This is a genomic window from Methylobacterium sp. JK268 (genome assembly GCF_054052225.1).
On record NZ_JBSVZN010000003.1, the window covers coordinates 72,214 to 93,684 of the forward strand.

26 protein-coding genes are annotated in these 21,471 nt (G+C 71.9%); 15 read left to right on the forward strand and 11 right to left on the reverse strand.

Translation table 11 applies throughout. The annotated features are described in order from the left end of the window. Positions 1-16: 16 nt before the first annotated feature. The 4 genes from ACW9J6_RS04210 (at position 17) to ACW9J6_RS04225 (ending at position 2,951) form a co-directional block, all read left to right on the forward strand. A complete protein-coding gene (locus ACW9J6_RS04210) occupies positions 17-292 on the forward strand; it encodes a hypothetical protein (protein ID WP_457115186.1) in 276 nt (91 codons plus the stop codon). 364 nt (positions 293-656) lie between these two features. Further along, positions 657-1,820: an FMNH2-dependent alkanesulfonate monooxygenase gene (ssuD, locus tag ACW9J6_RS04215; protein ID WP_457115187.1), complete on the forward strand. Its 1,164-nt coding sequence runs from the start codon at positions 657-659 to the stop codon at positions 1,818-1,820. A gap of 69 nt (positions 1,821-1,889) precedes the next feature. Further along, positions 1,890-2,219 carry a hypothetical protein gene (locus ACW9J6_RS04220; RefSeq protein WP_457115188.1) on the forward strand — a complete coding sequence of 110 codons (330 nt, stop codon included), beginning with the start codon at positions 1,890-1,892 and terminating at the stop codon, positions 2,217-2,219. A gap of 168 nt (positions 2,220-2,387) precedes the next feature. Beyond that, positions 2,388-2,951 carry a hypothetical protein gene (locus tag ACW9J6_RS04225; protein WP_457115189.1) on the forward strand — a complete coding sequence of 188 codons (564 nt, stop codon included), beginning with the start codon at positions 2,388-2,390 and terminating at the stop codon, positions 2,949-2,951. Positions 2,952-3,004: 53 nt separating this feature from the next. On the opposite strand, the gene ACW9J6_RS04230 is transcribed toward ACW9J6_RS04225, so the two are convergent. The 7 genes from ACW9J6_RS04230 to ACW9J6_RS04260 form a co-directional block, all read right to left on the reverse strand. Further along, the gene (locus tag ACW9J6_RS04230) at positions 3,005-3,940 is read right to left on the reverse strand and encodes a YncE family protein (RefSeq protein WP_457115190.1); all 936 of its coding nucleotides are present in this window, start codon (positions 3,938-3,940) and stop codon (positions 3,005-3,007) included. Beyond that, entirely contained in the window at positions 3,937-4,476 is a 540-nt protein-coding gene (locus tag ACW9J6_RS04235) for an SRPBCC family protein (protein WP_457115191.1), read from the reverse strand. Before ACW9J6_RS04235 ends, ACW9J6_RS04230 begins: the two co-directional genes overlap by 4 nt. An 11-nt stretch (positions 4,477-4,487) precedes the next feature. Then, the gene (locus ACW9J6_RS04240; protein ID WP_457115192.1) at positions 4,488-5,087 is read right to left on the reverse strand and encodes a DUF447 domain-containing protein; all 600 of its coding nucleotides are present in this window, start codon (positions 5,085-5,087) and stop codon (positions 4,488-4,490) included. Positions 5,088-5,091: 4 nt separating this feature from the next. Next, complete coding sequence (locus ACW9J6_RS04245) at positions 5,092-6,504, reverse strand: DUF6513 domain-containing protein (protein ID WP_457115193.1); 1,413 nt, start codon at positions 6,502-6,504, stop codon at positions 5,092-5,094. A gap of 237 nt (positions 6,505-6,741) precedes the next feature. Continuing rightward, positions 6,742-7,317 carry an amino acid kinase family protein gene (locus ACW9J6_RS04250; protein ID WP_457115194.1) on the reverse strand — a complete coding sequence of 192 codons (576 nt, stop codon included), beginning with the start codon at positions 7,315-7,317 and terminating at the stop codon, positions 6,742-6,744. Between the two features lie 9 nt (positions 7,318-7,326). Then, positions 7,327-8,031 (reverse strand): (5-formylfuran-3-yl)methyl phosphate synthase, encoded by a 705-nt coding sequence (locus tag ACW9J6_RS04255; RefSeq protein WP_457115195.1) that lies wholly within the window; start codon positions 8,029-8,031, stop codon positions 7,327-7,329. A 5-nt stretch (positions 8,032-8,036) separates the two neighbouring features. Then, a complete protein-coding gene (locus ACW9J6_RS04260) occupies positions 8,037-8,549 on the reverse strand; it encodes a DUF3280 domain-containing protein (protein WP_457115196.1) in 513 nt (170 codons plus the stop codon). Positions 8,550-8,719: 170 nt separating this feature from the next. On the opposite strand from ACW9J6_RS04260, the gene ACW9J6_RS04265 reads away from it, so the two are divergent. The 7 genes from ACW9J6_RS04265 to ACW9J6_RS04295 all read left to right on the forward strand — a co-directional run bounded on the left by ACW9J6_RS04265 (position 8,720) and on the right by ACW9J6_RS04295 (position 14,302). Further along, positions 8,720-9,979 carry an ABC transporter substrate-binding protein gene (locus ACW9J6_RS04265; RefSeq protein WP_457115197.1) on the forward strand — a complete coding sequence of 420 codons (1,260 nt, stop codon included), beginning with the start codon at positions 8,720-8,722 and terminating at the stop codon, positions 9,977-9,979. Between the two features lie 93 nt (positions 9,980-10,072). After that, positions 10,073-11,056, forward strand: a complete 984-nt coding sequence (locus tag ACW9J6_RS04270; RefSeq protein WP_457115198.1) for a YVTN family beta-propeller repeat protein — start codon at positions 10,073-10,075, stop codon at positions 11,054-11,056. Positions 11,057-11,295: 239 nt separating this feature from the next. Continuing rightward, the gene (locus tag ACW9J6_RS04275) at positions 11,296-11,730 is read left to right on the forward strand and encodes a hypothetical protein (RefSeq protein ID WP_457115199.1); all 435 of its coding nucleotides are present in this window, start codon (positions 11,296-11,298) and stop codon (positions 11,728-11,730) included. A gap of 68 nt (positions 11,731-11,798) precedes the next feature. Further along, complete coding sequence (locus ACW9J6_RS04280) at positions 11,799-12,050, forward strand: hypothetical protein (protein ID WP_457115200.1); 252 nt, start codon at positions 11,799-11,801, stop codon at positions 12,048-12,050. After that, a complete protein-coding gene (locus ACW9J6_RS04285; RefSeq protein ID WP_457115201.1) occupies positions 12,047-12,802 on the forward strand; it encodes an ABC transporter ATP-binding protein in 756 nt (251 codons plus the stop codon). The genes ACW9J6_RS04280 and ACW9J6_RS04285 overlap by 4 nt, the downstream gene beginning before the upstream one ends. Continuing rightward, positions 12,799-13,674 carry an ABC transporter permease gene (locus tag ACW9J6_RS04290; protein WP_457115202.1) on the forward strand — a complete coding sequence of 292 codons (876 nt, stop codon included), beginning with the start codon at positions 12,799-12,801 and terminating at the stop codon, positions 13,672-13,674. The genes ACW9J6_RS04285 and ACW9J6_RS04290 overlap by 4 nt, the downstream gene beginning before the upstream one ends. A 19-nt stretch (positions 13,675-13,693) precedes the next feature. Further along, the gene (locus ACW9J6_RS04295) at positions 13,694-14,302 is read left to right on the forward strand and encodes a hypothetical protein (protein WP_457115203.1); all 609 of its coding nucleotides are present in this window, start codon (positions 13,694-13,696) and stop codon (positions 14,300-14,302) included. A 51-nt stretch (positions 14,303-14,353) separates the two neighbouring features. Here the strand turns inward: ACW9J6_RS04295 and ACW9J6_RS04300 are convergent, their stop codons facing one another. The 4 genes from ACW9J6_RS04300 to ACW9J6_RS04315 all read right to left on the reverse strand — a co-directional run bounded on the left by ACW9J6_RS04300 (position 14,354) and on the right by ACW9J6_RS04315 (position 18,823). Then, positions 14,354-14,956: a pyridoxamine 5'-phosphate oxidase family protein gene (locus tag ACW9J6_RS04300; RefSeq protein ID WP_457115204.1), complete on the reverse strand. Its 603-nt coding sequence runs from the start codon at positions 14,954-14,956 to the stop codon at positions 14,354-14,356. A gap of 101 nt (positions 14,957-15,057) precedes the next feature. Next, the gene (locus ACW9J6_RS04305) at positions 15,058-15,693 is read right to left on the reverse strand and encodes an alpha/beta hydrolase (RefSeq protein WP_457115205.1); all 636 of its coding nucleotides are present in this window, start codon (positions 15,691-15,693) and stop codon (positions 15,058-15,060) included. A gap of 622 nt (positions 15,694-16,315) precedes the next feature. Beyond that, on the reverse strand, positions 16,316-17,521 hold the full coding sequence (locus ACW9J6_RS04310; RefSeq protein ID WP_457115206.1) for an acyl-CoA dehydrogenase family protein: 1,206 nt from the start codon (positions 17,519-17,521) through the stop codon (positions 16,316-16,318). 282 nt (positions 17,522-17,803) lie between these two features. Then, entirely contained in the window at positions 17,804-18,823 is a 1,020-nt protein-coding gene (locus ACW9J6_RS04315; RefSeq protein WP_457115207.1) for a TRAP transporter substrate-binding protein, read from the reverse strand. A gap of 370 nt (positions 18,824-19,193) precedes the next feature. Here ACW9J6_RS04315 and ACW9J6_RS04320 point away from each other — a divergent pair, with 370 nt between their 5' ends. The 4 genes from ACW9J6_RS04320 to ACW9J6_RS04335 all read left to right on the forward strand — a co-directional run bounded on the left by ACW9J6_RS04320 (position 19,194) and on the right by ACW9J6_RS04335 (position 21,471). Further along, positions 19,194-19,325, forward strand: coding sequence for a hypothetical protein (locus ACW9J6_RS04320; protein WP_457115208.1), 132 nt, complete (start codon positions 19,194-19,196; stop codon positions 19,323-19,325). 111 nt (positions 19,326-19,436) lie between these two features. Continuing rightward, complete coding sequence (locus tag ACW9J6_RS04325; protein ID WP_457115209.1) at positions 19,437-19,877, forward strand: hypothetical protein; 441 nt, start codon at positions 19,437-19,439, stop codon at positions 19,875-19,877. A 140-nt stretch (positions 19,878-20,017) separates the two neighbouring features. After that, positions 20,018-20,725, forward strand: a complete 708-nt coding sequence (gene rpiA, locus ACW9J6_RS04330) for a ribose-5-phosphate isomerase RpiA (protein ID WP_457115210.1) — start codon at positions 20,018-20,020, stop codon at positions 20,723-20,725. 200 nt (positions 20,726-20,925) lie between these two features. After that, positions 20,926-21,471: a DUF2059 domain-containing protein gene (locus ACW9J6_RS04335; protein WP_457115211.1), complete on the forward strand. Its 546-nt coding sequence runs from the start codon at positions 20,926-20,928 to the stop codon at positions 21,469-21,471.

Genomic DNA, 21,471 nt, shown 5'->3' on the forward strand with positions numbered 1-21,471 from the left:
CGGAGACGAGACACAGATGAAGACCCTGATCGCCGCCACCCTCGCCGCCCTCGCGATCGGTGCCGCCCCGGTCTCCACCGCCCTGGCCTTCGACCCGCCGGCCCGCCACCAGGCCTATGGTCCCTCCGACGTCGACGCCACCGGCGCGCTTGGGCGTACGGCGCCGCTGGGCGTCCATGACGGGCCGTTCTACGAGTCCTGCCCGATGAGCTCGGCCGCCGAGAGCAATGCCAACCAGCAGACCCGCCCGGTGAAGCAGTACGGCCAGACCGCCGGCGGGAACCTGTGCTGATCCGGGGGCGGGAATGCTCCTGAAGGGCTTCTCCGACGCGATGATCGGCGTGTTCGCCGGGACGCTCGTTCTGACGGCGTTCGGCACCGTGACGGCGCTGGCGGGTTTCTGACACCGTGATGGAAGGGGCCGCCGCGTGCGGCTCTTTCTCGTTCGTGTCGAGCCATCCTCGCGACAGTAGGAAACTTTTGTATCTTAGCAGAATACGAGAATTTTCATCTCTGTTCTGGCTGAAATCCGAAATTGACGTCGAGGTCTCGCGGGCTACCCTCGCGGTTCAACGACGATCGCAGGACAGGGGTCGGTTCGCCGGGAGGGCGGACCGGCTTCGCGCATCGTCCGGACGAGGCCCAGGACGACCCCGATGACCGCACAGACCGACGTTCTCTGGTTCCTGCCGACCCACGGCGACGGCCGCTACCTCGGCGCCAGCGAGGGCGCGCGCGAGGTCTCGCTCAATTACCTGCGCCAGATCGCCCAGGCGGCCGACGATCTCGGCTATTACGGCGTGCTGCTGCCCACCGGGCGCTCCTGCGAGGACTCCTGGATCGTCGCCTCGGCGCTGGCGCCTGCCACCAAGCGCCTGCGCTTCCTCGTCGCCGTGCGGCCCGGCCTGCAGGAACCGTCGGTGGCGGCCCGCATGGCCGCGACCCTCGACCGGATCTCGGACGGGCGCCTCCTCATCAACGTGGTGACGGGCGGCGACCCGGTGGAACTGCGCGGCGACGGCGTCTTCCTCGACCACGACGCGCGCTACGTCGTCACGGACGAGTTCCTGCACATCTGGCGCGGCCTGATGGCGGGCGAGACCGTCACCTACACCGGCACCCATCTGCGCGCCGAGGCCGGCCGCCTGATCTACCAGCCGGTGCAGCCCTCCGGCCCGCCGCTCTATTTCGGCGGCTCCTCGGAGGCCGGGATCGCGGTCGCGGCCGAGCATTGCGACGTCTACCTGACCTGGGGCGAGCCGCCCGCGCAGGTGGCCGAGAAGATAGCCCGCGCCCGCGAGGCCGCCGCTGCGAAGGGCAAGACCTTCTCGTACGGGATCCGCTTGCACGTGATCGTGCGCGAGACCGAGGGCGAGGCCTGGGAGGCCGCCGAGAGCCTGATCTCCCGGCTCGACGACGACACCATCGCGCGGGCCCAGGCCACGCTGAAGCGCCAGGATTCGGTCGGCCAGAGCCGCATGATGGCGCTCCACGGGGGCGACCGCGGCAAGCTCCTGGTCTCGCCGAATCTCTGGGCCGGCGTCGGGCTGGTGCGCGGCGGCGCCGGCACCGCCCTCGTCGGCTCGGCCGATCAGGTCGCGGACCGGATGAAGGAGTATATCGATCTCGGCATCGACCGCTTCATCCTGTCGGGCTACCCGCACCTGGAGGAGGCCTACCGCTTCGCCGAGCTGGTCTTCCCGAAGCTGCCCCTGAGGGCGACGACCGGGACGGGGCCGCGCCACGCCCGCAACGACGGCCCGTTCGGCGAGGTGATCGCCAACGACATCGTGCCGAACCGCCGCGTCGGCGCGCACTGATCCGGGCGATCGCGCGCATTCGAGCGATCGCTTTCACCGGGCGGCGAGACGGCCATGTGACGCTGCGGCATGCCCACCGCCGTGACCATCGCGAGAACCCTCGCCGCTCTCTGCGCGGTCGCCGGCCTCATCGCGATGATGGTGGCGCCGGCGCCGTCCTGGGGCACGGTGTTCACCGGCCTCGCGGCCCTCGTCGCCTTCGCGACCCTGTCGCTGATCGCGCGGCGCGCGGAGCGTGCGATACGGCCGGTTCCGCGCCGCGCGGCGACCGAGGCGGCGCCTGCGCAGCCCGCGACGGAGCCGCCGGTGATCGAGGTGATCCTCCCACCGCCCGAGAGGATGGCCGGCGCGCATCCGGCGATCTACCGGGCGATGCGGGTGCGGCGGATGGGGCGGTAGAAGGTTTCAACCGGATCTGGCCATTGTCCGACCCGCTCATGCACCCTGGACGGCGGTGCCGCAGGCATGCCGCCGGGGTGGCTTTGAGAGTCGTTATCCGTTACGCGCTTGAGAAAGTTCGTGCGCTGTGCAAAATTGACCTAACGTCATGAACGTTGCGGCTGCCCCATGACATCTCTCCAGATCATCGCAGGGTCTTGCGGAAAGGGAACCGGTCACTATACCGCCGGGCTGCTCAAGACACCGGACGGGCGGGAGCACGGTGTCGAATCCATCATCGCTGTCGAGGTCCACGGCGATGTGAGATCTGCGCCCCGCTGGTCGGGGCAATTGCTGAACGGGATCAAGGGCGGACTGGCCGTCGCCTCGTCGCTCGAACTATCGGCCCCGCTGGCGCTTGCCGCGGGCGCCCTCGGCGCAGGTCTGGGTGCCGTGAGTGACGAACCGCGATCACTGGCCGTGGTCGAGGCGACTTTTCTCGACGGGGGCACGATCGTCGCCATGGCGGATGCGGGCCTCGCGGCCCTGATCCGGAACGACCGCGATGTCGCCCAGGCGGCGGTCGCGCGCGCGGCCGCGATGGCGGCTCCGTCCGAGGAGGCCGCGGCGATTCCGGAGACGGGGACCGGGCTGGCGAGTCAGGCGTTCGGCGCGGCCGCACAGGCTGCCGATGCCGCGGGCGCGGCTGTCACGTCGGCATTCAGCTTCTTTCGTCGCGACAAGACGGCCTGACGCGGGGCGTCCCGGGGCCACGAACCGCGTGTGCCTCCGCGGAGGCTCGGGTCCTACCGGAGGAAATCCCCAAAGGCCCGCGGTCCGTCCGAGGTCTTGATCGCGCCGGTCACGCGCAGGCTTCCGGTGTCGATCACGCTGACCGTGTTCGACTCCCAGTTCGCCACGTAGACCCGCCGCCCGTCCCGGCTCGCCGCGATGCCCTCCGGGTACTCGCCGACCTCGATCCGGGGCCCCGGCGCCAGGGTGGCGAGGTCGAAGGTGCTGACTGTGCCGCCGTACTGGTCCGTCACGAAGGCCCGCCCGCCGGTCAGCGCCACCACGTAGGGCCGCTCGCCCACCCCGACCTGGCCGACCGCGCGCCGCGACGCGATGTCGATCACCGAGACGTCGTTCGAGCCGACATTCGCCGTGTAGGCCCGCTTGCCCTCCCGGTCGATCGTCACGCCGAAGGGCCGCGTCCCGACCTTCACCACGCCGACCCGCTGGCGGGTGCGCGCGTCGATGACCGAGACCGCGTCGTCGTCCCGGTCGGTGACCAGGATCGTCCCGCCGTCCGGCGTCACCGCGAGGCCGGAGGGCGAGGTGCCGACCGCGATCTCGCCCGTCACCGCGAGGCTCCCCGGATCCACCACCCAGAGGCGCTTGGCGTACCAATCCGCCACGTAGACCGTGCCGTCCGCCGGGTTCACCCCGACGCCGAGGGGGCCGCCCTCCAGGGCGACCCGGCCGACGACCGCGCGCGCCGCGAGGTCGATGACCACGAGCGCCTTGCCCTCCGGTGCGGTGACGTAGGCCCGCGCCCGGTCGGGCGAGAGCGCGATTCCGGCCGGGGCGCCCGGCACCGCGAGCCGCGCCACGACCTGGGCGGCGTCGAGATCGACGATGTCGACCGCGTTCGCGTTCTGCGCCGTGACCACCGCCTCCTCGGCGCCGGCCGGCAGAGCCAGCCCGGCGCCGAGGAGGAGCCCCGCGAGGAGTTGCCTCACGAACCGCTCTTCTCGATCTTCGCCTTCAGGTTCTCCAGGCCCGCCTTGTACAGGTCGGTCACCGCCTTCACGGCCGCCTCGTCGCTCAGCTCGGGCGGCGGATCGTTGTTCATGAAGCCGCGGTAGAACGCGCCGTCCCAGCTCACGGTCGACTTGCCGTCGCCGGCCGGCTCGACCTTGATCGTGGAGGAGTAGTTGTTGACCGGCAGCACTTTCACGTCGACCTTGTTGATGCGGTACGACAGGCTCATCTGCTCGGCGTTGTACTTGTAGAGCTCCTCCTCGACGGTGGCGCCTCCCTTCAGGGTGAGGGTGCGGGTGGCCTTGACCTCGTTGCCGCCCTTGCCCTCGGTCTTCTCGACCGGCGGCAGCCAGCTCATGTCCTGGAAGTTGCCGACCACGGCCCAGACCTTGGCGGGCGGGGCGTTGATCTCGACCTTCTCCTCGACCTTCTTGCGGGTCGGGCCGTGCGCCTCGGCGGCGAGCGGCGCCAGCGCGACCAGCGCCGCGACGGCGCTCCCGAGCAACAGCTTCATCAGACGTCCTCCTAAGCCTCGGTGTCGTCGACGAGGAGCCGGTCCTCCGCCCGCAGGCTGAGGGCGGCGGCGACCTTCTCCTCGATCCAGGACCAGGCCTCGCGCTCGGCGGGGCCGGCCGTCTTGGAGACCGCGATGAACAGGTATCGCAGCTCCGAGAGCACTTTCTCGCGCGGCAGCCGGTCGAGCCGCGTCGACAGGATCGCGGCCTCCAGCACGGCCGCTTGCGCGCGGTTGAAGCCCGCGAAGGGGCGGTGGGCCTCCTCGTGCACGATCCGCCCGCGGAAGCGCGGCCGGACCGGATCGTCCTCGACCGCCACGACCTCGAATTCCCGGTGGCCGAAGGCCTCGGCGAGGCGCCGGCCCGGGATGCGGGCGCAGGGGAGGGTGGCCCAGTCCCGCCGCCCCGTGACGCAGCCGGCGATCACCCGCAGGTCGGCGGGCGCCGCCGCGGCAAAGACCGGGTTCGCCTCCAGATTCGCGATGGTGGGGGAGGGGCGGAACGGGGCGAGGATGAAGTCGGGGCCGTCCTGGATCAGGCCGAAGGGCACGAGGTGCAGGCTGCCCCCGGACCCTTGCGTGGTGACGATGGTCTCCAGGATCAGGGGCAAGGCCTCACTCCGCCTCGGATTCGCGTGCCGGTTTCCGCCCGTGCAGGGTGTGGCCGACCTCCTTGAAGGTGGTGGTGTCCTGCACCACCGCGTCGAGCGCGCAGCCCCAGTCCAAGGGTTCGTCCTGCACGTAGCGCTTGCCGAGCCGCCAGGCGAGTTCGGCTTTGGTCAATTCGCCGCCGAGGTAGAAGGCGTGGCCGCCATCCTCCGCCACGTCGAGGGCGGGGAAGAACGCCATCGCGTCGGTGCCGACCTCGTGGATCGCCCGGTTGTAGACGTGCACGCCGTCCTCCGCGACCGCCACCCGGTAATTGGGGTCGCGCACCTCCGCGGCGAGCGCCGCGATCTCCTCGGGCGTCTGCGTGTAGGGGCGCTTGTCGTGGAGGCTCAGGAGCTGGCGCCCGTAGCCCTTCGGCAGGGCGCCGTCGGCGCGCGCCGCGTACATCACCCGCCGGGCGGCGTCGTGCTCCTCGACCGTGCGGCGGGTGTGGTTCGAGACCTGCACGATCAGCACGTTGCGGATCGCCAGTTCCGAGCACAGGCCGACGAGAAGCGCCGTCACGCCGAGGCTGTCGGCCTCGGTGAGTTCGGTCAGGTTGCCGGTCCCCATCATCATCTCGATGTCCGGGTGGCGGCGGCGGGTCTCGTGGTAGCGCACGATGGAGGCCGCGAAGCCGAAATGGATCGGCTCCAGGATCGGGTCGGCCAGGAAGGGTTTTCCGGCCTCCCGCATCCGCGCGATGGCGCGGTCGAGGGACTCGAGGTCGTCGGGCCGCACCGGCACCAGCACCGGCACGGCGTCGGTCTCGAAGGCGAGGTCGAGTGTCTCCTCGTTGAGGCTGAGGAGAAAATCGGCGCCGGCCCTCGCCCCGCGGGCGATTTCGTCGCGGTCGAAGGAATCGACGCTCACCCGAAGGCCCGCGCCCTTCAGGAGCCGGACCGTCTCCTCCAGGTGCGGGAAGGGCGTGTCGGGCAGGCCGCCGAGGTCGATCACGTCGGCGCCGCGCCGGGCGAGGTCCTGCGCGCGGGCGAGGATCTGCCCGGGCGTCAGCTTCGAGGCGTCGACGATCTCCGAGAAGATCCTGAGGTCGTGCCGGGACAGGTCGGGTTTGCGGCCGGCGAGCCCGAGGAAGGCCGGCAGATCGACGATCTCGTCGGGGCCGCGCTCGACGGGCACGCCGAAATGGGCCGCGAGCACCGCGGTGTCGGCCCGGCAGCGGCCCGGCAGGACGATGCGGTCGCTCCCCTCCGGCACGCTGACGCGGCGGCGGATGATCTCCTCGGTCATCAGCGCGGCGACCTTCACGCCCGCATCCGCGATGGTGGCGGCGAAGCGCTCGGGGGGCAGTGCGGCGACGATTGTCTCCAGGCGCGGCCGGGCGAGGCGGCCGGTGACGAAGACGATGCGCTCCGTCATCGGGGCCTCTCGGAGGTGGGAGCCGTGAAGGGCGCGGGGAACCCCTCTCCCGTGCGGGAGAGGGGTAGGGGTGAGGGTCCCGGACCGTCCCGCAAGAATGCTGAGATCGTCGTGCTGGCAGCGGGACGGTTCAGACTCCTTGCTGAACCACCTGGACCCTCACCCTTACCCCTCTCCCGCACGGGAGAGGGGATCCCGCGGTGGCTCTCGAATGCGACGGTGACGGCCCGTCCCATCTCAGGCCTCCACCAGCGCCGCGCCGGGCGCGTAGACCCGCTCGCCCTGCGGTCCCCGCAGCCGGATCTCGCCGCGGAAGCGCTGTGCAAAGTGCGGGAAGGCCCTGTCCACGATTTCCGCCGCCACAGGATCCTCGGCCTCGGCCGACTTCACCAGCACGCAGCGCGCCGCGCCGAGCTCCGCCGCCAGCCACAGCGCGAGGCTGTCCGAGGTGACGTCCCAGCTCTCGGGGATGTCCGGGTGCCCGTCCTTCAGCGCTGCCGGATCCCAGACCGGAACTTGGCCCCGGGCGATCTCGGCGGCCGGCTCACGCGACACCACGAGCCGCGGCTCCAGCGATCGGAGGATGCGGGCCATGCCGCTCATCGCGTCGAGGGCGAGCCGGTGCGCCAGCGCGTCGTCGAAGCCGAGCGCGGCCTGCGCCTCGCGCACCGCCTCCGCGAGGCCGCCGCCGCCCGGCACGATGACGCAGGGCCCCTCCGCGCCGTCCGCCAGCCCGCGCAGGATCGCGCGCAGCCGCTCGCCATCGGCCACGAGGCTCCCGCCGAGCTTCACCACGCTGAGGGGGCGCGTCATGGGCGGTCCTTACGCCGCCGCCGGTCGGTCCGCAGCCGCGGCGAGGCGTCGCGCGGCCTCCGCGATCCGCGCCGGGTCGAGCCGGGTCCGCCGGTCGCCGCCCGCGCAGAGCCCGCCGCGGAAGCCGAGATAATCCGGCCCGAGCGCGGCGAGCGCCGGGATGTCGTCGAGGGACAGGGAGCCGGCGAGCCCGCAGAGCAGCCCGTGCCGGCGGCAGCCCGCCACGAAGGCCGCGAGCCGGGAGACGGGCAGGTGGTCGGTCAGGCGCCGCCCGTCCTTGCCGCGGGTGTCGATCATGGCGCCGCGAAAACCCGCCGCCGCCAGGTCCGGCAGGGGAGCGGGGTCCGCCAGATCCTCGGCGAACAGCACCGCGATCACCGGCGGCCCGGCCCTCGACGCGAGGTCCGGGATCCCGCCTGGAGGGACCGCGATCTTCAGGTAATCGGCGCCGCAATCGCGCAGGGCCGCCAGCATCCGGTGGGCCTCCGCCTCGCCCGTCGGCTCGCCCGCCACCGCGCTGGTGAGCCCGCCCGAAGCCGCGGCCACGATCGCCCGCACGGTCTCGGGGGGCAGCCCGCCGAGCGCGCCGCGCTCCGGGTCCTTGGCGTCGACGAGGTCGGCGCCCTGGGCGCGGGCGAGCGCCGCCTCGGCGGCGTCGCGCACGCTCGCGAGCAGGCGCACCCGCGGGGCGGGGGAGGAGGGGGCGTGGGGCAAGGGGTTCAGGACCGGCTCGGAAGGGGTTCCGCGAAGAGGCGGTTCTTCACCAGCCAGCGCACGCTGTGAAGCCACGTCTCGTCCGTGTCCCCGCGGATCACCACCTGCCCGCCGCGCAGGACCTTGCCGGTCTCGCTGTCCGAGATGGTGATGCTGAGGTTCAGGATCTGGTTGGTGGTGCGCTGCACATAGCCGTAGACGGCGAGGCCCGCGCCCGCCGCCTTGGCGATGCGCTCGGCGCAGCCCTCGCACTTGTAGAGCGGCGCGTCCTTGCGGATCTCGCCCGCCTGCGGCGCGAGGTCGACGGACTCGACCTGACCCTGCGCCGCCACCTCCCGGCGCAATGCGTCGGAGGCGAGCGTGAGGCGCCGCTGCTCCTCCGGCCGGGGTGGGCGCGCGCCGATCACCCCGGGCTCGGCGAGTTCGATCCCGAACACCGCCGCCGTCTGGGGTGCCGCCCGCCCGGCGCCGGGCAGGAGGACGAGCGCGAGGGCGGGAAGAAGGCGGGCGGACAGCATCGCCGGACGATGCCACGGCGCGGGCGGAGGGCGCAACGCGGCGGAGCCCAGCCGCCCGCCGCCCCGCCTTGGACTTTGGGCTGCGGCCCCGCGCCCCAGGCCCGTCTTAGACTCTCCTTAGCGATAAGGCGTTGAGCCCGCGTCGGAATTCTTGTTAGCGTGCGGCCCGCATGGTTGTCCCTCCCCGCCTGTCGTCCCGTCTGGCCTGCCTTCTCGCCGCCTGCCTGCTCGCGGGTGGGCCGGGCCTCGCCCAGACCAGTCCGTCCCCCGCGCCCGAAGTCGCGCCGCCGGGCGCGGCCGAGATCCGCATCGGCCTGATCTACCGTCCGGCGCCGGCGCCCGCCTCCTACGACGCCCAGGCCGTGCCCGAGGATGAAGGCGTGGCGGGCGCGCGCATGGCGGTGCGGGACAACAACGCCACCGGCCGCTTCACCAAGCAGTTCTACGTCCTCGATGCGGTGGCGCTCGCCAACCCGGAGCCGGGCGCGCCGCCGCCGGAGGATCCGGTCGCGGCCGCGCGGGCGCTGGTCGAGAAGGGCGACCGCTTCATCGTGCTGGCCCTGACCGGGCCCGAGGTGCTGGCGGTGGCGGACGCGCTCAGGGAATCGGGCGTGACGCTGTTCAACGCCGCGGCCCCCGACGACCGCCTCCGCGGGGCGGAGTGCCGCGCCAACGTCTTCCACATCGCCCCGAGCCGGGCCATGCAGACGGACGCGCTGGTGCAGTTCCTGGCCTTCATGCGCTGGCGCAAGCTGTTCCTGATCGTCGGGCCGCAGGAGGGCGACCGGCTCTGGGCCGAGGCGCTGAAGCGTTCGGCCAAGAAGTTCGGGCTCGTCATCAGCGCCGAGAAGCCCTGGACCTTCGGGCCGTTGGCGAGGGCGCGGGGCGACACGCCGACCCGGGCGGAGGCGCTCGTCTTCACCCGCGGCCTCGACTACGACGTCGCCGTGGTGGCGGACGAGGCGGGGGATTTCGGCGACTACGTGCCCTTCCACACGGTGGATCCGCGGCCCGTGGTCGGCACGCAGGGCCTGTTCCCGGCGACCTGGCACCCGACCCTGGAGGTCTGGGGCGCCGCCCAGGCGCAGAACCGCTTCCGGCGCCTGACCGGGCGGCTGATGCGGCCCCTCGATTACCAGGCCTGGACGGGGATCCGGGCGGTCGGGGAAGCGGCGATGCAGACGAAGAGCGCCGATCCGGCGGTGATCGCGGGCTTCCTCGCCGATCCCGCCTTCACGCTGCCGGCCTACAAGGGCGTGTCGCTCAGCTTCCGTCTCTGGGACCGGCAGCTGCGCCAGCCGATCCTGCTCGTGCAGCCGAGCGCGCTGGTGGCGGTGGCGCCCGAGCAGGGCTACCTGCACCAGCGCACGCCCCTCGACACGCTGGGCATCGACCTGCCGGAGACCCAGTGCAAGCTGGCGAAATCGTGAGGGACAGGACGGTGCGCCCCGCGGCATAGGGACGAAAACGCCTCTGTGCCGCGAGGCGGTGGGGCGAGAACCGATCGAAGGGAGAGACACCGCATGCGCCACCGGATCCGGGACGCGCTCGCCGCCGCGGCGCTCGGCCTTGGCCTGACGGCCGCGCCGCCGGCGCGCGCCTACACGGTCTACGTGACGAACGAGAAGGGCAACTCGGTCAGCGTCATCGACTCGACGACGATGCAGGTGAAGGCGACCTGGCCGGTGGGGCGACGCCCCCGCGGCATCACGATCAGCCACGACGGCAAGGACCTCTACGTCTGCGCCAGCGACGACGACCGCATCGATGTCATCGACACCGCCACCGGCAAGATCGCCCGCTCCCTGCGCTCGGGGCCGGACCCGGAGCTGTTCATCCTCGCGCCGGGCGGAAACCCGCTCTACATCGCCAACGAGGACGACAGCCAGGTCACGGTGCTGGACATCGAGAAGAACAAGGTCGTGGCCGAGGTGCCGGTGGGCGTCGAGCCGGAGGGGATGGGCATCAGCCCGGACGGGACCATGCTGGTCAACACCTCCGAGACCACCAACATGGCCCACTTCATCGACACCAGGACGTACCAGGTGATCGACAACGTGCTGGTGGACGCGCGGCCCCGCTTCGCGGAGTTCTCGGGCGACGGCAAGTGGCTGTGGGTCTCGGCGGAGGTGGGCGGCACCGTCTCGGTCATCGACGTGGCGGCCCGCAAGGTGGTCAAGAAGATCGCGTTCAAGATCCCGGGCGTCACCGACGAGCAGATCCAGCCGGTGGGCGTGCGCGTGACCCGCGACGGCGCCCGCGCCTTCGTGGCCCTCGGCCCGGCGAACCGCGTCGCGGTGATCGACACCAAGACCTACGAGGTCGAGAAGTACTTGCCGGTGGGTCAGCGCGTCTGGCAGCTCGCCTTCACGCCGGACCAGAAGCAGCTCTTCACCACCAACGGCTCCTCCAACGACGTCTCGGTGATCGATGTGGAGAGCCTGAAGGTGGTCAAGAGCATCCCGGTCGGGCTGCTGCCCTGGGGGGTGGCGGTCTCGCCGCAATAGGGTGCCGCGCGCGCCCTGAACCCTCCCCCCCTCTGCGGGGGAGGGTGGCCTGCGGAGCAGGCCGGGAGAGGGGCCGGCGCGACGCTGATCCAGGTGGCGCTCTTCACCACGCTTCAGGCTTCTCCGGCACCGTGGTTCCCCTCTCCCGCCCCACTCCGTGGGGCACCCTCCCCCGCAGAGGGGGGAGGGTTGATCGCGCGCAGTTCTGAAACCCTCTCACCTCCTCACGGACCCTCCCCATGCCCCCGCTCCTCCGCTCGGCCGCCCTCGCCGCGGCCCTCCTCAGCGCCGCGCTCCCGGCCTCGGCCCGCGATCTCGCCAAGGGCCGCACCGACCTGCCCGACCTCGTGCTGGGCGACGGCGAGGGCAACGACTACGCGGTCTCGACCAAGGACATCGAGATGGAGGCGGGCAAGTCCTATCGCCTGCGCATCACCGCCAAGGGCCAGAAGGAGTACAAGTTCTTCGCCACCGAGTTCTTCCGCGGCGTCTGGATGAACCAGATCGTCGTCAACCACCTGGAGGTGCACATGGCCGGCGCGCCGCACCACCTCGAATTCGACGACCAGGGCACGATGGAGGTCGAGTTCGTCACCGTGCGGGCCGGCGAGTTCCCGTGGTTCGTGCAGGGGCTGGAGAGCCGGGGCATGACCGGCCGCTTCATCGTCAAATGAGGGTGGTTCCGCCGTTCGGGCCGCTCCCCTACATCACCGGCAAATCCCGAGGAGGAAACCGAGACCCCATGCGTCCGATTCTCTGCCTGCTGGCCTGCCTCGCCGGCACCCTCGCGGCCGGCGCCGCCCGCGCCGACGACGCCGCGGCGTGCCGCGACGGGATCACGATGATCAAGGCCGAACTCGCCAAGTCCCCCGCCGAACCGCTCCAGCGCAGCCTCAAGAAGGCCCTGCGCAACGCCGAGCGCGAGCAGGGCGAGGGCGAGTTCGACGAGTGCATGGACGCGGTCAAGGACGCCCGCAAGGCGCTCGGGCAATGACCGCGCCCGAGACGGCGCCGGCGCTGGCGGTCGAGGGCGTCAGCCACCGCTTCGGCAGCCGCACGGCCCTCGACGCCGTCTCGCTGCAGGTGCCGCGCGGCCAGTTCGTCGCCCTGCTCGGGCCGAACGGCGCGGGCAAGACGACGTTGTTCTCGGTCGTGACGCGGCTCTACAACAACCAGGACGGGAAGGTCGCGATCTTCGGGCACGATCTGCGCCGCGAGCCCTCGCGGGCGCTGGCCCGGCTCGGCGTCGTCTTCCAGGCGCGCACCCTCGACACCGACCTGACGGTGCGCCAGAACCTCCTCTACCACGCGGCCCTGCACGGCATCGCTCGCAGAGCCGCCGAGGCGCGCATCGGCGCGCTCCTCGCCCGCGTCGGCCTGATCGAGCGGCGCGACGACAAGATCCGCACCCTCTCGGGCGGCCAGTCGCGGCGCATCGAGATCGCCCGCGCGCTGATCCACGGGCCCGACCTGCTGCTCCTCGACGAGCCCACCGTCGGCCTCGACCTGGAGGCGCGCTCGGACATCGTCGCCATCGTGCGGGCGCTGGTGCGCGAGGAGGGGCTCTCGGTGCTCTGGGCGACCCACATCTTCGACGAGGTCGAGCCGCAGGACCGCGTCGTCGTCCTGCACAAGGGCAAGATCGTTGCCCGGGGGCTCGCCGGGGCGCTCGCCGAGCCGTCGGGATCCCTCGAAACCTCCTTCCGCCAGATCGTGGCGGAGCCCGCCCGGAGGCAGGTCGCATGAGTTCCGGACCCGCCGCCCTGCCCGCCGCCGACGCGCACGCCGTGCGCGGCCGCCTCGACGCGACAGGCTACCTGATCTGCTTCCTCGGCATCACGCGCCGCGAGCTCCTGCGCTTCTTCAATCAGAAAGAGCGGTTCTTCTCGGCGCTGGTGCGGCCGCTGGTCTGGCTGTTCATCTTCGCGGCGGGCTTCCGCAACACGCTCGGCCTGTCGATCACGCCGCCCTACGAGACCTACGTGCTCTACGAGGTCTACGTGGTGCCGGGGCTGGCGACGATGATCCAGCTCTTCAACGGCATGCAATCGTCGCTGTCGATGGTCTACGACCGCGAGGTCGGGTCGATGCGGGTGCTGCTGACCAGCCCCTATCCGCGCTGGAGCCTGCTCTTCGCCAAGCTGGCGGCGGGCGTCGCGGTCTCGATCATCCAGGCCTACGTCTTCCTGGCGGTCGCGGCCTTCTGGGAGACCGACATCCCGTGGATCGGCTACCTCGCGGCGCTGCCGGCCTTCATCGCCTCCGGGCTGATGCTCGGGGCCATCGGGCTGTTCCTGTCCTCGCTGGTGCGGCAGCTGGAGAACTTCGCGAGCGTGATGAACTTCGTGATCTTCCCGATGTTCTTCGCCTCCTCGGCCCTCTACCCGCTCTGGCGGATCAACGAGTCGAGCGCGACACTCTACTGGATCTGCGAGATCAACCCGTTCACGCACGCGGTCGAGCTGGTGCGCTTCGCCCTCTACGGCGCCTTCGAGCCCGTGGCCTGCGCGGTGGTGCTCGGCACCGGCCTCCTGTTCTTCATCCTCGCGGTGATCGCCTACGACCCCGGCCGCGGCCTTCTGGCACGGCGCGGCGGCCCGGCGGGCGACGCCGCCTGACTGACCCGAAGGTGCTTCGATGCTGCGTCCCCTCTTCCTCGCCCTCCTCGCCGCCGCCCTGTCGACCGCCGCCGCGGCACAGCCCCGTCCCGATCCGGACTGGCCGTGCGCGCAGCGCAAGGTCCCGACCCTGGGCTACGGCTCGGTCTGGACCGGCCCCGACCCGGCCGCGGCGCTCCAGGACTGGGGGCGGGACCGCGAGGCGGCGCAGCTCGCCCAGAAGCTCGCCTCGCGCAAGACGCCCCTGGAGGAGGTCGACCCGCTGCTCGCCGATTTCGTCGAGAAGGCGGGAGCCGAGAAGGATGTGCGCCTGACCCGGGTCTTCGCGGGCGTGTTCGACGTCCTGAACGAGGAGCGCAACAAGGTCGTGGCCGGGATCGGCCGCTACGCCCGCGGCCAGCGGGTCATGGCCGAGCGCATCCGCGACGAGGGTGGCCAGATCAGCGAGATCAAGACCTCTCCGGACGTGAAGGAGACGAAGGAGCTGACCGACCTGGAGACCCGCTTCAACTGGGACAAGCGGATCTTCCAGGAGCGCAGCCAGTCGCTGACCTATGTCTGCGAGGTGCCGACCCTTCTGGAGCAGCGGCTGGGGGAGGTGGCGCGGAAGATTCAGGCGAAGCTGTGAGGGCTCGAACCCTCCCCCGCAGAGGGGACAGGGTGACCGCCGCCGCCCGCCTCACTCCCGGCCCGTCGCAGGCTCCGCCCCGCCCCCCAGCTCCCGCCGCCGCCGCTCCATTGCCGCCTCGATCTCCGCGCCGGTGAAGCGCGGGGTGATGTGCTGCGGGCAGTTCCAGTCGAAGCCGGCGACCTTCACCTCGGCGATGCCCTCGATCCGCGCCCGGTAGGGGCCGAGCGCCACCGCCTCCGCCAAGTCCGGCCGCGCCGCCGCGTCGTGGAAGGTGAGGTGACCCAGCAGCTTCAGGCGGCTGCGGGACGGATAGTCCATGAAGAACAGGGAGACCCGGTCGTCCGCCGCGACGTTGCCGCGGGAGATGTACTGGCGGTTCCCGGCGAACTCCGCCCAGGCCAGGGTGTCGGGGTCGATCACCCGCACGAAGCCTGCCGGGCCGCCCCGGTGCTGGATGTAGGGCCAGCCGTCCTCGGTGGTGCTGGCGAGGTAGAAGCTGTCGCGGCTCTCCAGGAAGGCCGCCTCGGCCTCCGTGAGATGCGCGTCGGTCGGGGCGGAATCCGGCCGGCCCTCCCGCGCGTAGGGAGAGTTGCGGCGGGCCTGCTCGGCCCGGACCGCGGGGGTGAACAGCGTCTCGTGGAACCGTCTCATGGCGGGGACCTCCGCTCGATGGTCCCGAGATAATGGACCTCTCCGCCGCGGAGAACGGCCGCGCCGCGCACGGGATCATTCCGCGCGGCGCAATAATCCGCCTATTGGGCGAGCCACGCGCGCAGGTGCACCATGTCGCCCTGCGTCAGGCCGTGACCCGCCGGCAGGACGGTGTGGCTCACCGTGGCCCCCGCCGCCCGCAGCCTCCGGGCGAGGTCGGCCGCGTTCGCGGCCGGGACGATCGGGTCCATGGCGCCGGACAGGATCAGCACCGGCGCGCCGCCGAGATCGCCCGCGGGCGGATCCGTGAGGGGCACCATTGCGCGGAGCAGCGCGGCGCCGGCGAGGAGGCCGGGGTGCCGCAGCAGCAGGGCCGCCGCGACGTTGGCGCCGTTCGAGAACCCGACCGCGACCGGCGCGGCGATCCCGTAGGCGTCCCGGGCCTCGCGGACGAAAGCCGCGAGGTCGTCGGCGCGGCGGCGGAGATCCGCCTCGTCGAACACGCCCTCGGCGAGGCGCCGGAAGAAGCGCGGCATGCCGTTCTCCAGCACGGGGCCGCGGGGCGAGAGCAGCGCGGCCCCCGGCGACAGCGTCCGGCCGAGCGGGATCAGGTCGTCCTCGTCGCCGCCGGTGCCGTGCAGGAGGAGGAGCGGCGGCACGCCCTCGGTGGTGGCCGGCTCGAAGCGGTGGACGAAGGTGGTGGGCGGGGCGGGAAGGGGGGAGGGGTGGGCGGACATGGGATTGCCTCCGAGTGTTGGCTGGGCGGGACGGGCGGGTGCGAGCCTTTGCCCGTTCGGCGGCGGGCAGGCCTCGGAAGAGGCTGTATTCGCAGTGCTTTGCGCTCATTCAGCTGGCGCGGGATCCCGTCTCCCGGGTGGGAGAGGGGTAGGGGTGAGGGTGGCTCGGGTTCAGGATGACTCTGAACCGTTCAGCTGCCAGCGGCCCGGGTGCGTCTCCTTGCTGGACCCGAGCCACCCACACCCCCGGCCCCTCTCCCACTCGGGCTAGCGGATTCACAGAACGCGAAAAATAAAGACCTGGCAGATGCTTACGTCGACACACGATGGTTTCGGGTGTGGCGCGGGGAACCCCTCTCCCGTGCGGGAGAGGGGCAGGGGTGAGGGTCCAGGTGGTTCAGCAAGTATTCTGGAGTGTCCCGCTGCCAGCACGACCGTCTTCGCTTGATGACGGCACGGTCCGGGGCCCTCACCCCTACCCCTCTCCCGCACGGGAGAGGGGATCCCGCGGGTCTCCTCGGTTCCGTTCAAGCGACTGCGAAACAAGAGCTTTTTCACGCCGCTAGGCGAGGTGTGAACACGCTCGCCTCTGCGGGGGGAGGGTTCGGATCCGCGCGGGCGCTCACGCCTTCGGCCAAGCGAAGAAGGCGCGGCCCTCCTTCTCCAGGTGGCGGTTCAGGACCATCCGGTGCACCTCGTCGGCGCCGTCGACGAGCCGGGCCTGGCGGGCGTAGCGGTAGATCCACTCCAGCACCGTGTCCTTCGAGTAGCCCCGCGCGCCGTTGATCTGGATGGCGGTGTCGGCGGCCCGGTGCAGCAGGTTGGCGACGTGGACCTTCGCCATCGACACCTCCTTGCGGGCGAACCGGCCCTGGTCGAGTTCCCACGCGGCCCGCATCACCAGCAGGCGGCCGATCTCGATGTCCATGGCGAGGCCGCCGAGCATGAGCTGGACGCTCTCGCGCTCGGCGAGCCGCACCCCGAAGCCCTCGCGCTCGGCCGCGTAGGCCTGCGCGATCTCGATGCAGCGCATGGCGAGGCCGAGCCAGCGCATGCAGTGGGTCAGCCGCGCCGGGCCGAGCCGCACCTGCGTCACCTTGAGGCCCTGACCCTCGCCGAGGAGCAGGTCCTCGGGGGCGACCTCCAGCCCGTCGAAGGCGAGTTCGCAATGCCCGCCATGCTCCTCCGGCCCCATGATCGGGATGCGCCGCACGATCTCCCAGCCGGGCTGGTCCCGGTGGAACAGGAAGGCGGTGAGCCCGTAGCGCGGATCGTCGGAGGTGCGGGCGATCAGGATGAAGTGGGCCGCCTCCTCCGCCCCGGTGATGAACCACTTGGTCCCGAAGATCCGGTAGCGCCCGTCCGGCCCGCGCTCGGCCCGGGTGCGGATCATCGAGGGGTCCGAGCCGCCGCCGGGATGCGGCTCGGTCATGGCGAAGGCCGAGCGCACCGCTCCCGACACGATCGGGTCGAGCCAGCGCCGCTTCTGCTCGGGCGTGCCCAGCGCCTCCAGGACCATCATGTTGCCGTCGTCGGGGGCGGCGGAGTTGAACACCACGGGCCCGAAGATCGAGCGGTTCATCTCCGTGTAGCAGGCCGCCATGCCGACCTTGCCGAGGCCCTGGCCGCCGGTTTCGCGCCGCAATTGCAGGCACCAGAGGCCCGCCGCCCGCGCCTTCTCCCGCAACGCTGCGAGGCGGTCGAGGCGGATGTTCTCGTGCGCGTCGTAGGCCGCCCGGTCGGCCTCCACGGGCAGGATCTCGTCGGCCACGAAGGCGGCGACGCGGGCGCGGTACGCCTCGATCTCGGGCGACAGCGTGAAATCCATGGCAAGCCTCCCAGTGTCGTCGGTCCCGCGGGCCGCCGGAGCCCGGACCGCTCCCTCTCGTCGTGCGATCCGGCGCGGGGCTCGGTCGGATACCCGACCCAACCCCGCGCCGCCGGCTTTCTCCTGCCCCGATTCACCTGTGTGCGTGGCCGGCCCGTCGCCGGGGCCCTACTCTTTGCGTCAGGAGCCCCGCTGCTCCGGCCGGCGCCTCAGGCCTGTCCTGTCCGCAGCACTCGTCCGAAGACCCGGCCACCTCGCTCCCCACACGTCGTGCGGGAGCCGTCAGGCGATCGGCCCCGTGTGCTTCTCGAGCAGCGCCCAGGCCTCCGGCCCGAACTTGCCCTTCCACTCCTTGTAGAAGCCGGCCGATTGCAGCTTGGCCTGGAACGCCTTGGTGTCGACGTCGTGGATGTCGAGCCCGCGCGCCGCGAGGTCCTTCTCGGTCGAGACGTTGCGCCGCGCCGTCTCCTCGCGCTGGGCCACCGCCTGCGCGTTGAAATGCTTGGCGATGACCCCGCGCACGTCCTCCGGCAGGCCGCGCCAGACCCGCCCGTTCGCCAGCATCCAGAAGCCGTCCCACATGTGGTTCGTCTTCGAGAGGTGCTTCTGCACCTCGTAGAGCTTGGCCGCCTCGATCAGGGCGAGGGGGTTCTCCTGGCCCTCGGCGATCTTCGTCTGCAGGGCCGAATACACCTCGGCGAAGTTGATCGTCATCGGGGCCGCGTCGAAGGCCTTGAACATCGAGGTCCAGAGCGGGCTCGCGGGCACCCGGATCTTGAAGCCCTTGAGGTCGTCCGGCGTGAGGATGGCGCGCGTCGACGAGGTCGTCTGCCGGAAGCCGTTCTCCCAGATCCTGTCGAAGGCGTAGAGGCCGGCCTTGCTGATCGCGTCGCGCACATGCGCCCCGAGATCGCCGTCGATCGCCGGCCAGAGCTTGTCGTAGGACGACCACGCGAAGCCGATGCCGCTGATCGCCGCCGCCGGAACCAGCGTCGAGAGGATCAGCGGCGACAGCGTGAAGAACTCCAGCGCGCCCGAGCGCAGCTGGCTCAGCATGTCGGTGTCGCCGCCGAGCTGATTGTTCGGGAAGACCTTGATGTCGACCTTGCCCCCGGTCTCCTCGCGGATCGCGTCGGTGGCCTTGATCATGTAGATCGTGAGCGGGTGGCTGGTCGGCGCGTTGTTCGCGACCTTGAACCCGAATTCCGCCGCCTCGGCGCGGCCGAACCGCAGCACGGCGGGGCCGGCGACGGCGCCCGCGAGGGAGAGTTTCAGCGCGTGGCGGCGGGAGATCGTTGTCATGACGGCGTCCTCTCTTGGCCCTGTCGGCCCGGCCTTTCCGGCTCGGCCCCGTTGCTCCGGCCCTGGCGGAGTCCGGCCCTCGCGGGCGGTCCGCTTCGGGCTCTCTCGGCGCGGGCCGCGCGGCGTTCCTCATCGTGCTCCCGCCGGTCGCGCCGGGGTTGCGCCGCGCTTAAAGCACGTTTCCAGTCCCGCGGCATCAGCCCGCGCGGTCGCCCACCTCGCAACCCGCTGCTTTCCCGCAGGATGGTCCCGGGACGAGCGAGACGCCGATGATCGGCACGCGCCTGCACGCCGCAATCGACGACGCCGTCCTGGCCCCGGTGCTGGCGCTCGCGGCTTGCCCCAGCCGGCGCCCGCGTCCCGTCGCCTCATGCCGGCAGTCGCGGCCTGGAACGACGCCTCGTCCGCCCTCACCGGGGACGAGGGCGCCGCCGCACTCCTGGAGCGGGTGCCGGCCCGCGCGCGCTCCTCGGCGCGATCGGCCTCGCTCAACGCGCGGTGATAGGGGCGAGCCGCCGCGGGGACGAAAGGCTCGCACCAGCCAACGACCAGTAGAAAGATCGCGAGGCCGTCCCGGCGCGGATCGGGACGGCGCCACGACGGGAGCGGCGCCATGGGCGGCAGGACGGGATTTCGGGGCGGGCTCGCGGCGGTCGTCCTGGCTGTGGCCGGCGTCTCGGCGGCGCGGGCCGGCTCCTTCGAGTTCGTGCCGGCGCCGCAGGCGGATCTCAACCGCGTCTACCGCGTCGACCGGGTCACCGGAGAGGTGACCTCCTGCCAGTACGGCCTGCAGGAGAACACCATCGGGACGACGCTCTGCTTCGGTCCCGGCGAGGGCGCCGGCCCGCAGGTGCCCTCGGAATACGGGCTCGTGGCCTCGCGCCACCTGCGCGAGGCGGGCGTGTTCCGGGTCAACCAGCGCACCGGCGCCATGAGCATCTGCTACGTCCTGGAGGAGGCGGTCGTCTGCACGCCGCAGGCCGGGGCAAGCGGCGAGGCCGCGCCGCCGCGGGCCGCCGCCAGCCTCGCGACGCCGCAACCCGCGCGCCCCTGAGCGACGCGCGGAGGCGCTTCCCGGGCGGCGGGCGGCCGTGCTAGGGCCGACGCGCCCGCGGCCCGAGCGGGCTGTCCGCTTCGAGAGACCGCGCCGATGCCGTCCGCCCGCCCCTTCCGCACATCCGCCGGAGCCCTGGCGTGAGCGCCGCCCTCAAGCGCGCCGCCGCCGCCCGCGCGGTCGACCTCGTCGAGGACGGCATGCGGCTCGGTCTCGGCACGGGGTCGACGGCGGCCGAGTTCGTCGTCCTGCTCGGCGCGCGCGTCCGGGCGGGCCTGTCGGTCGTGGGCGTGCCGACCTCCGAGGCGACCGCCCGCGCCGCGCAGGCGGCCGGCATCCCGCTCACCACCCTGGACGAGACGCCCGCGCTCGATCTCACGATCGACGGCGCCGACGAGATCGACGGCGAGCGCCGGCTGATCAAGGGCGGCGGCGGGGCGCTGCTGCGCGAGAAGATCGTCGCGGCGGCGAGCCGGCGCATGGTGGTGATCGCCGATGCGGGCAAGCGGGTCGAGACGCTCGGGCACTTTCCCCTGCCGATCGAGGTCGTGCCCTTCGGGCTCGAGGCAACCCGCCGGGCCGTGGACGCGGCCCTCGCGCGGGCGGGCTGCGCGGGCGAACTGACCCTGCGCGCCGGACCGGACGGCGCACCCTATCGCACCGACGGCGACCACCTGATCCTCGACGCGCATCTCGGCCGGATCGCCGATCCCGAGCGTCTCGCCGCGCTCCTCGCGGCGGTGCCGGGCGTGGTCGAGCACGGCCTGTTCATCGGCCTGTGCACCGGCGCCATCCTGGCGGCGGAGGAGGCCGGGGAGACCCGCCTCCTGACGCTCGGCAGCCTCTGATCCGGGATCCGCTCGCGGTGCCGTCGGGCCCTGCTCCCGGACCCTCCCTTCGCCCTCTCCGCCCCGGCGAACCCGCCGCCCCCGCGCCGGAGCCCGCTCCCGTCCTCCGCGCGGCCGGCGCCGAGATGCCGCTTCCCCTCGTCCTCGCCCGCGCCGCAATCCCGCCGGAAGACCGGCGCGTCCCACATCGGAGCCATTCCATGTTCCAGCGTCACGCGCCCGTCCTGGCGGGCCTCCTCGCCGCGCTGCTGGCGGTCGCCCCGGCGACCGCCCAGAAGGCCGCCCCGACCCCAGCCCCCGCGCCGGCGGCGCCCGCCGCCCCAGCGATCTCACCGAGCCACTTCGCCCTCGCCAAGGAGGTGATGCTGAGTTCCGGGATCGCGCGCTCCTTCGATTCGATCATTCCGGTCTTCAGCGAGCAGATCAAACAGGCCGCCGTCACGCGGCCCGAACTGACCAAGGACCTCGACGACGTCCTCACCAAGCTGCAGCCCGAACTCGAGCTGCAGAAGCAGAAGATGATCGACGCCGCCTCCCGCATCTACGCGGAGAAGCTGAGCGAGGCGGAGCTGCGCGACGTGGCGACGTTCTTCCGCTCGCCCTCCGGCAAGCGCTACGTGGAGACGCAGCCGCAGGTGCTCGACGACATGGTCCAGGCGATGCAGAACTGGACGCAGGACGTCTCCGAATACGTGATGGTCCGGGTCCGTGCCGAGATGGCCAAGCGCGGACATCAGATGCAATAG

Bases quoted from the DNA above. Each gene is read 5' to 3' on its own strand.
- ACW9J6_RS04210 (WP_457115186.1), top strand. From the start codon at position 17: ATGAAGACCCTGATCGCCGCCACCCTCGCCGCCCTCGCGATCGGTGCC.
- ssuD (WP_457115187.1), top strand. From the start codon at position 657: ATGACCGCACAGACCGACGTTCTCTGGTTCCTGCCGACCCACGGCGAC.
- ACW9J6_RS04220 (WP_457115188.1), top strand. From the start codon at position 1,890: ATGCCCACCGCCGTGACCATCGCGAGAACCCTCGCCGCTCTCTGCGCG.
- ACW9J6_RS04225 (WP_457115189.1), top strand. From the start codon at position 2,388: ATGACATCTCTCCAGATCATCGCAGGGTCTTGCGGAAAGGGAACCGGT.
- ACW9J6_RS04235 (WP_457115191.1), bottom strand. From the start codon at position 4,476: ATGAAGCTGTTGCTCGGGAGCGCCGTCGCGGCGCTGGTCGCGCTGGCG.
- ACW9J6_RS04245 (WP_457115193.1), bottom strand. From the start codon at position 6,504: ATGACGGAGCGCATCGTCTTCGTCACCGGCCGCCTCGCCCGGCCGCGC.
- ACW9J6_RS04250 (WP_457115194.1), bottom strand. From the start codon at position 7,317: ATGACGCGCCCCCTCAGCGTGGTGAAGCTCGGCGGGAGCCTCGTGGCC.
- ACW9J6_RS04260 (WP_457115196.1), bottom strand. From the start codon at position 8,549: ATGCTGTCCGCCCGCCTTCTTCCCGCCCTCGCGCTCGTCCTCCTGCCC.
- ACW9J6_RS04265 (WP_457115197.1), top strand. From the start codon at position 8,720: ATGGTTGTCCCTCCCCGCCTGTCGTCCCGTCTGGCCTGCCTTCTCGCC.
- ACW9J6_RS04270 (WP_457115198.1), top strand. From the start codon at position 10,073: ATGCGCCACCGGATCCGGGACGCGCTCGCCGCCGCGGCGCTCGGCCTT.
- ACW9J6_RS04275 (WP_457115199.1), top strand. From the start codon at position 11,296: ATGCCCCCGCTCCTCCGCTCGGCCGCCCTCGCCGCGGCCCTCCTCAGC.
- ACW9J6_RS04280 (WP_457115200.1), top strand. From the start codon at position 11,799: ATGCGTCCGATTCTCTGCCTGCTGGCCTGCCTCGCCGGCACCCTCGCG.
- ACW9J6_RS04285 (WP_457115201.1), top strand. From the start codon at position 12,047: ATGACCGCGCCCGAGACGGCGCCGGCGCTGGCGGTCGAGGGCGTCAGC.
- ACW9J6_RS04290 (WP_457115202.1), top strand. From the start codon at position 12,799: ATGAGTTCCGGACCCGCCGCCCTGCCCGCCGCCGACGCGCACGCCGTG.
- ACW9J6_RS04295 (WP_457115203.1), top strand. From the start codon at position 13,694: ATGCTGCGTCCCCTCTTCCTCGCCCTCCTCGCCGCCGCCCTGTCGACC.
- ACW9J6_RS04300 (WP_457115204.1), bottom strand. From the start codon at position 14,956: ATGAGACGGTTCCACGAGACGCTGTTCACCCCCGCGGTCCGGGCCGAG.
- ACW9J6_RS04305 (WP_457115205.1), bottom strand. From the start codon at position 15,693: ATGTCCGCCCACCCCTCCCCCCTTCCCGCCCCGCCCACCACCTTCGTC.
- ACW9J6_RS04310 (WP_457115206.1), bottom strand. From the start codon at position 17,521: ATGGATTTCACGCTGTCGCCCGAGATCGAGGCGTACCGCGCCCGCGTC.
- ACW9J6_RS04315 (WP_457115207.1), bottom strand. From the start codon at position 18,823: ATGACAACGATCTCCCGCCGCCACGCGCTGAAACTCTCCCTCGCGGGC.
- ACW9J6_RS04320 (WP_457115208.1), top strand. From the start codon at position 19,194: ATGCCGGCAGTCGCGGCCTGGAACGACGCCTCGTCCGCCCTCACCGGG.
- ACW9J6_RS04325 (WP_457115209.1), top strand. From the start codon at position 19,437: ATGGGCGGCAGGACGGGATTTCGGGGCGGGCTCGCGGCGGTCGTCCTG.
- ACW9J6_RS04335 (WP_457115211.1), top strand. From the start codon at position 20,926: ATGTTCCAGCGTCACGCGCCCGTCCTGGCGGGCCTCCTCGCCGCGCTG.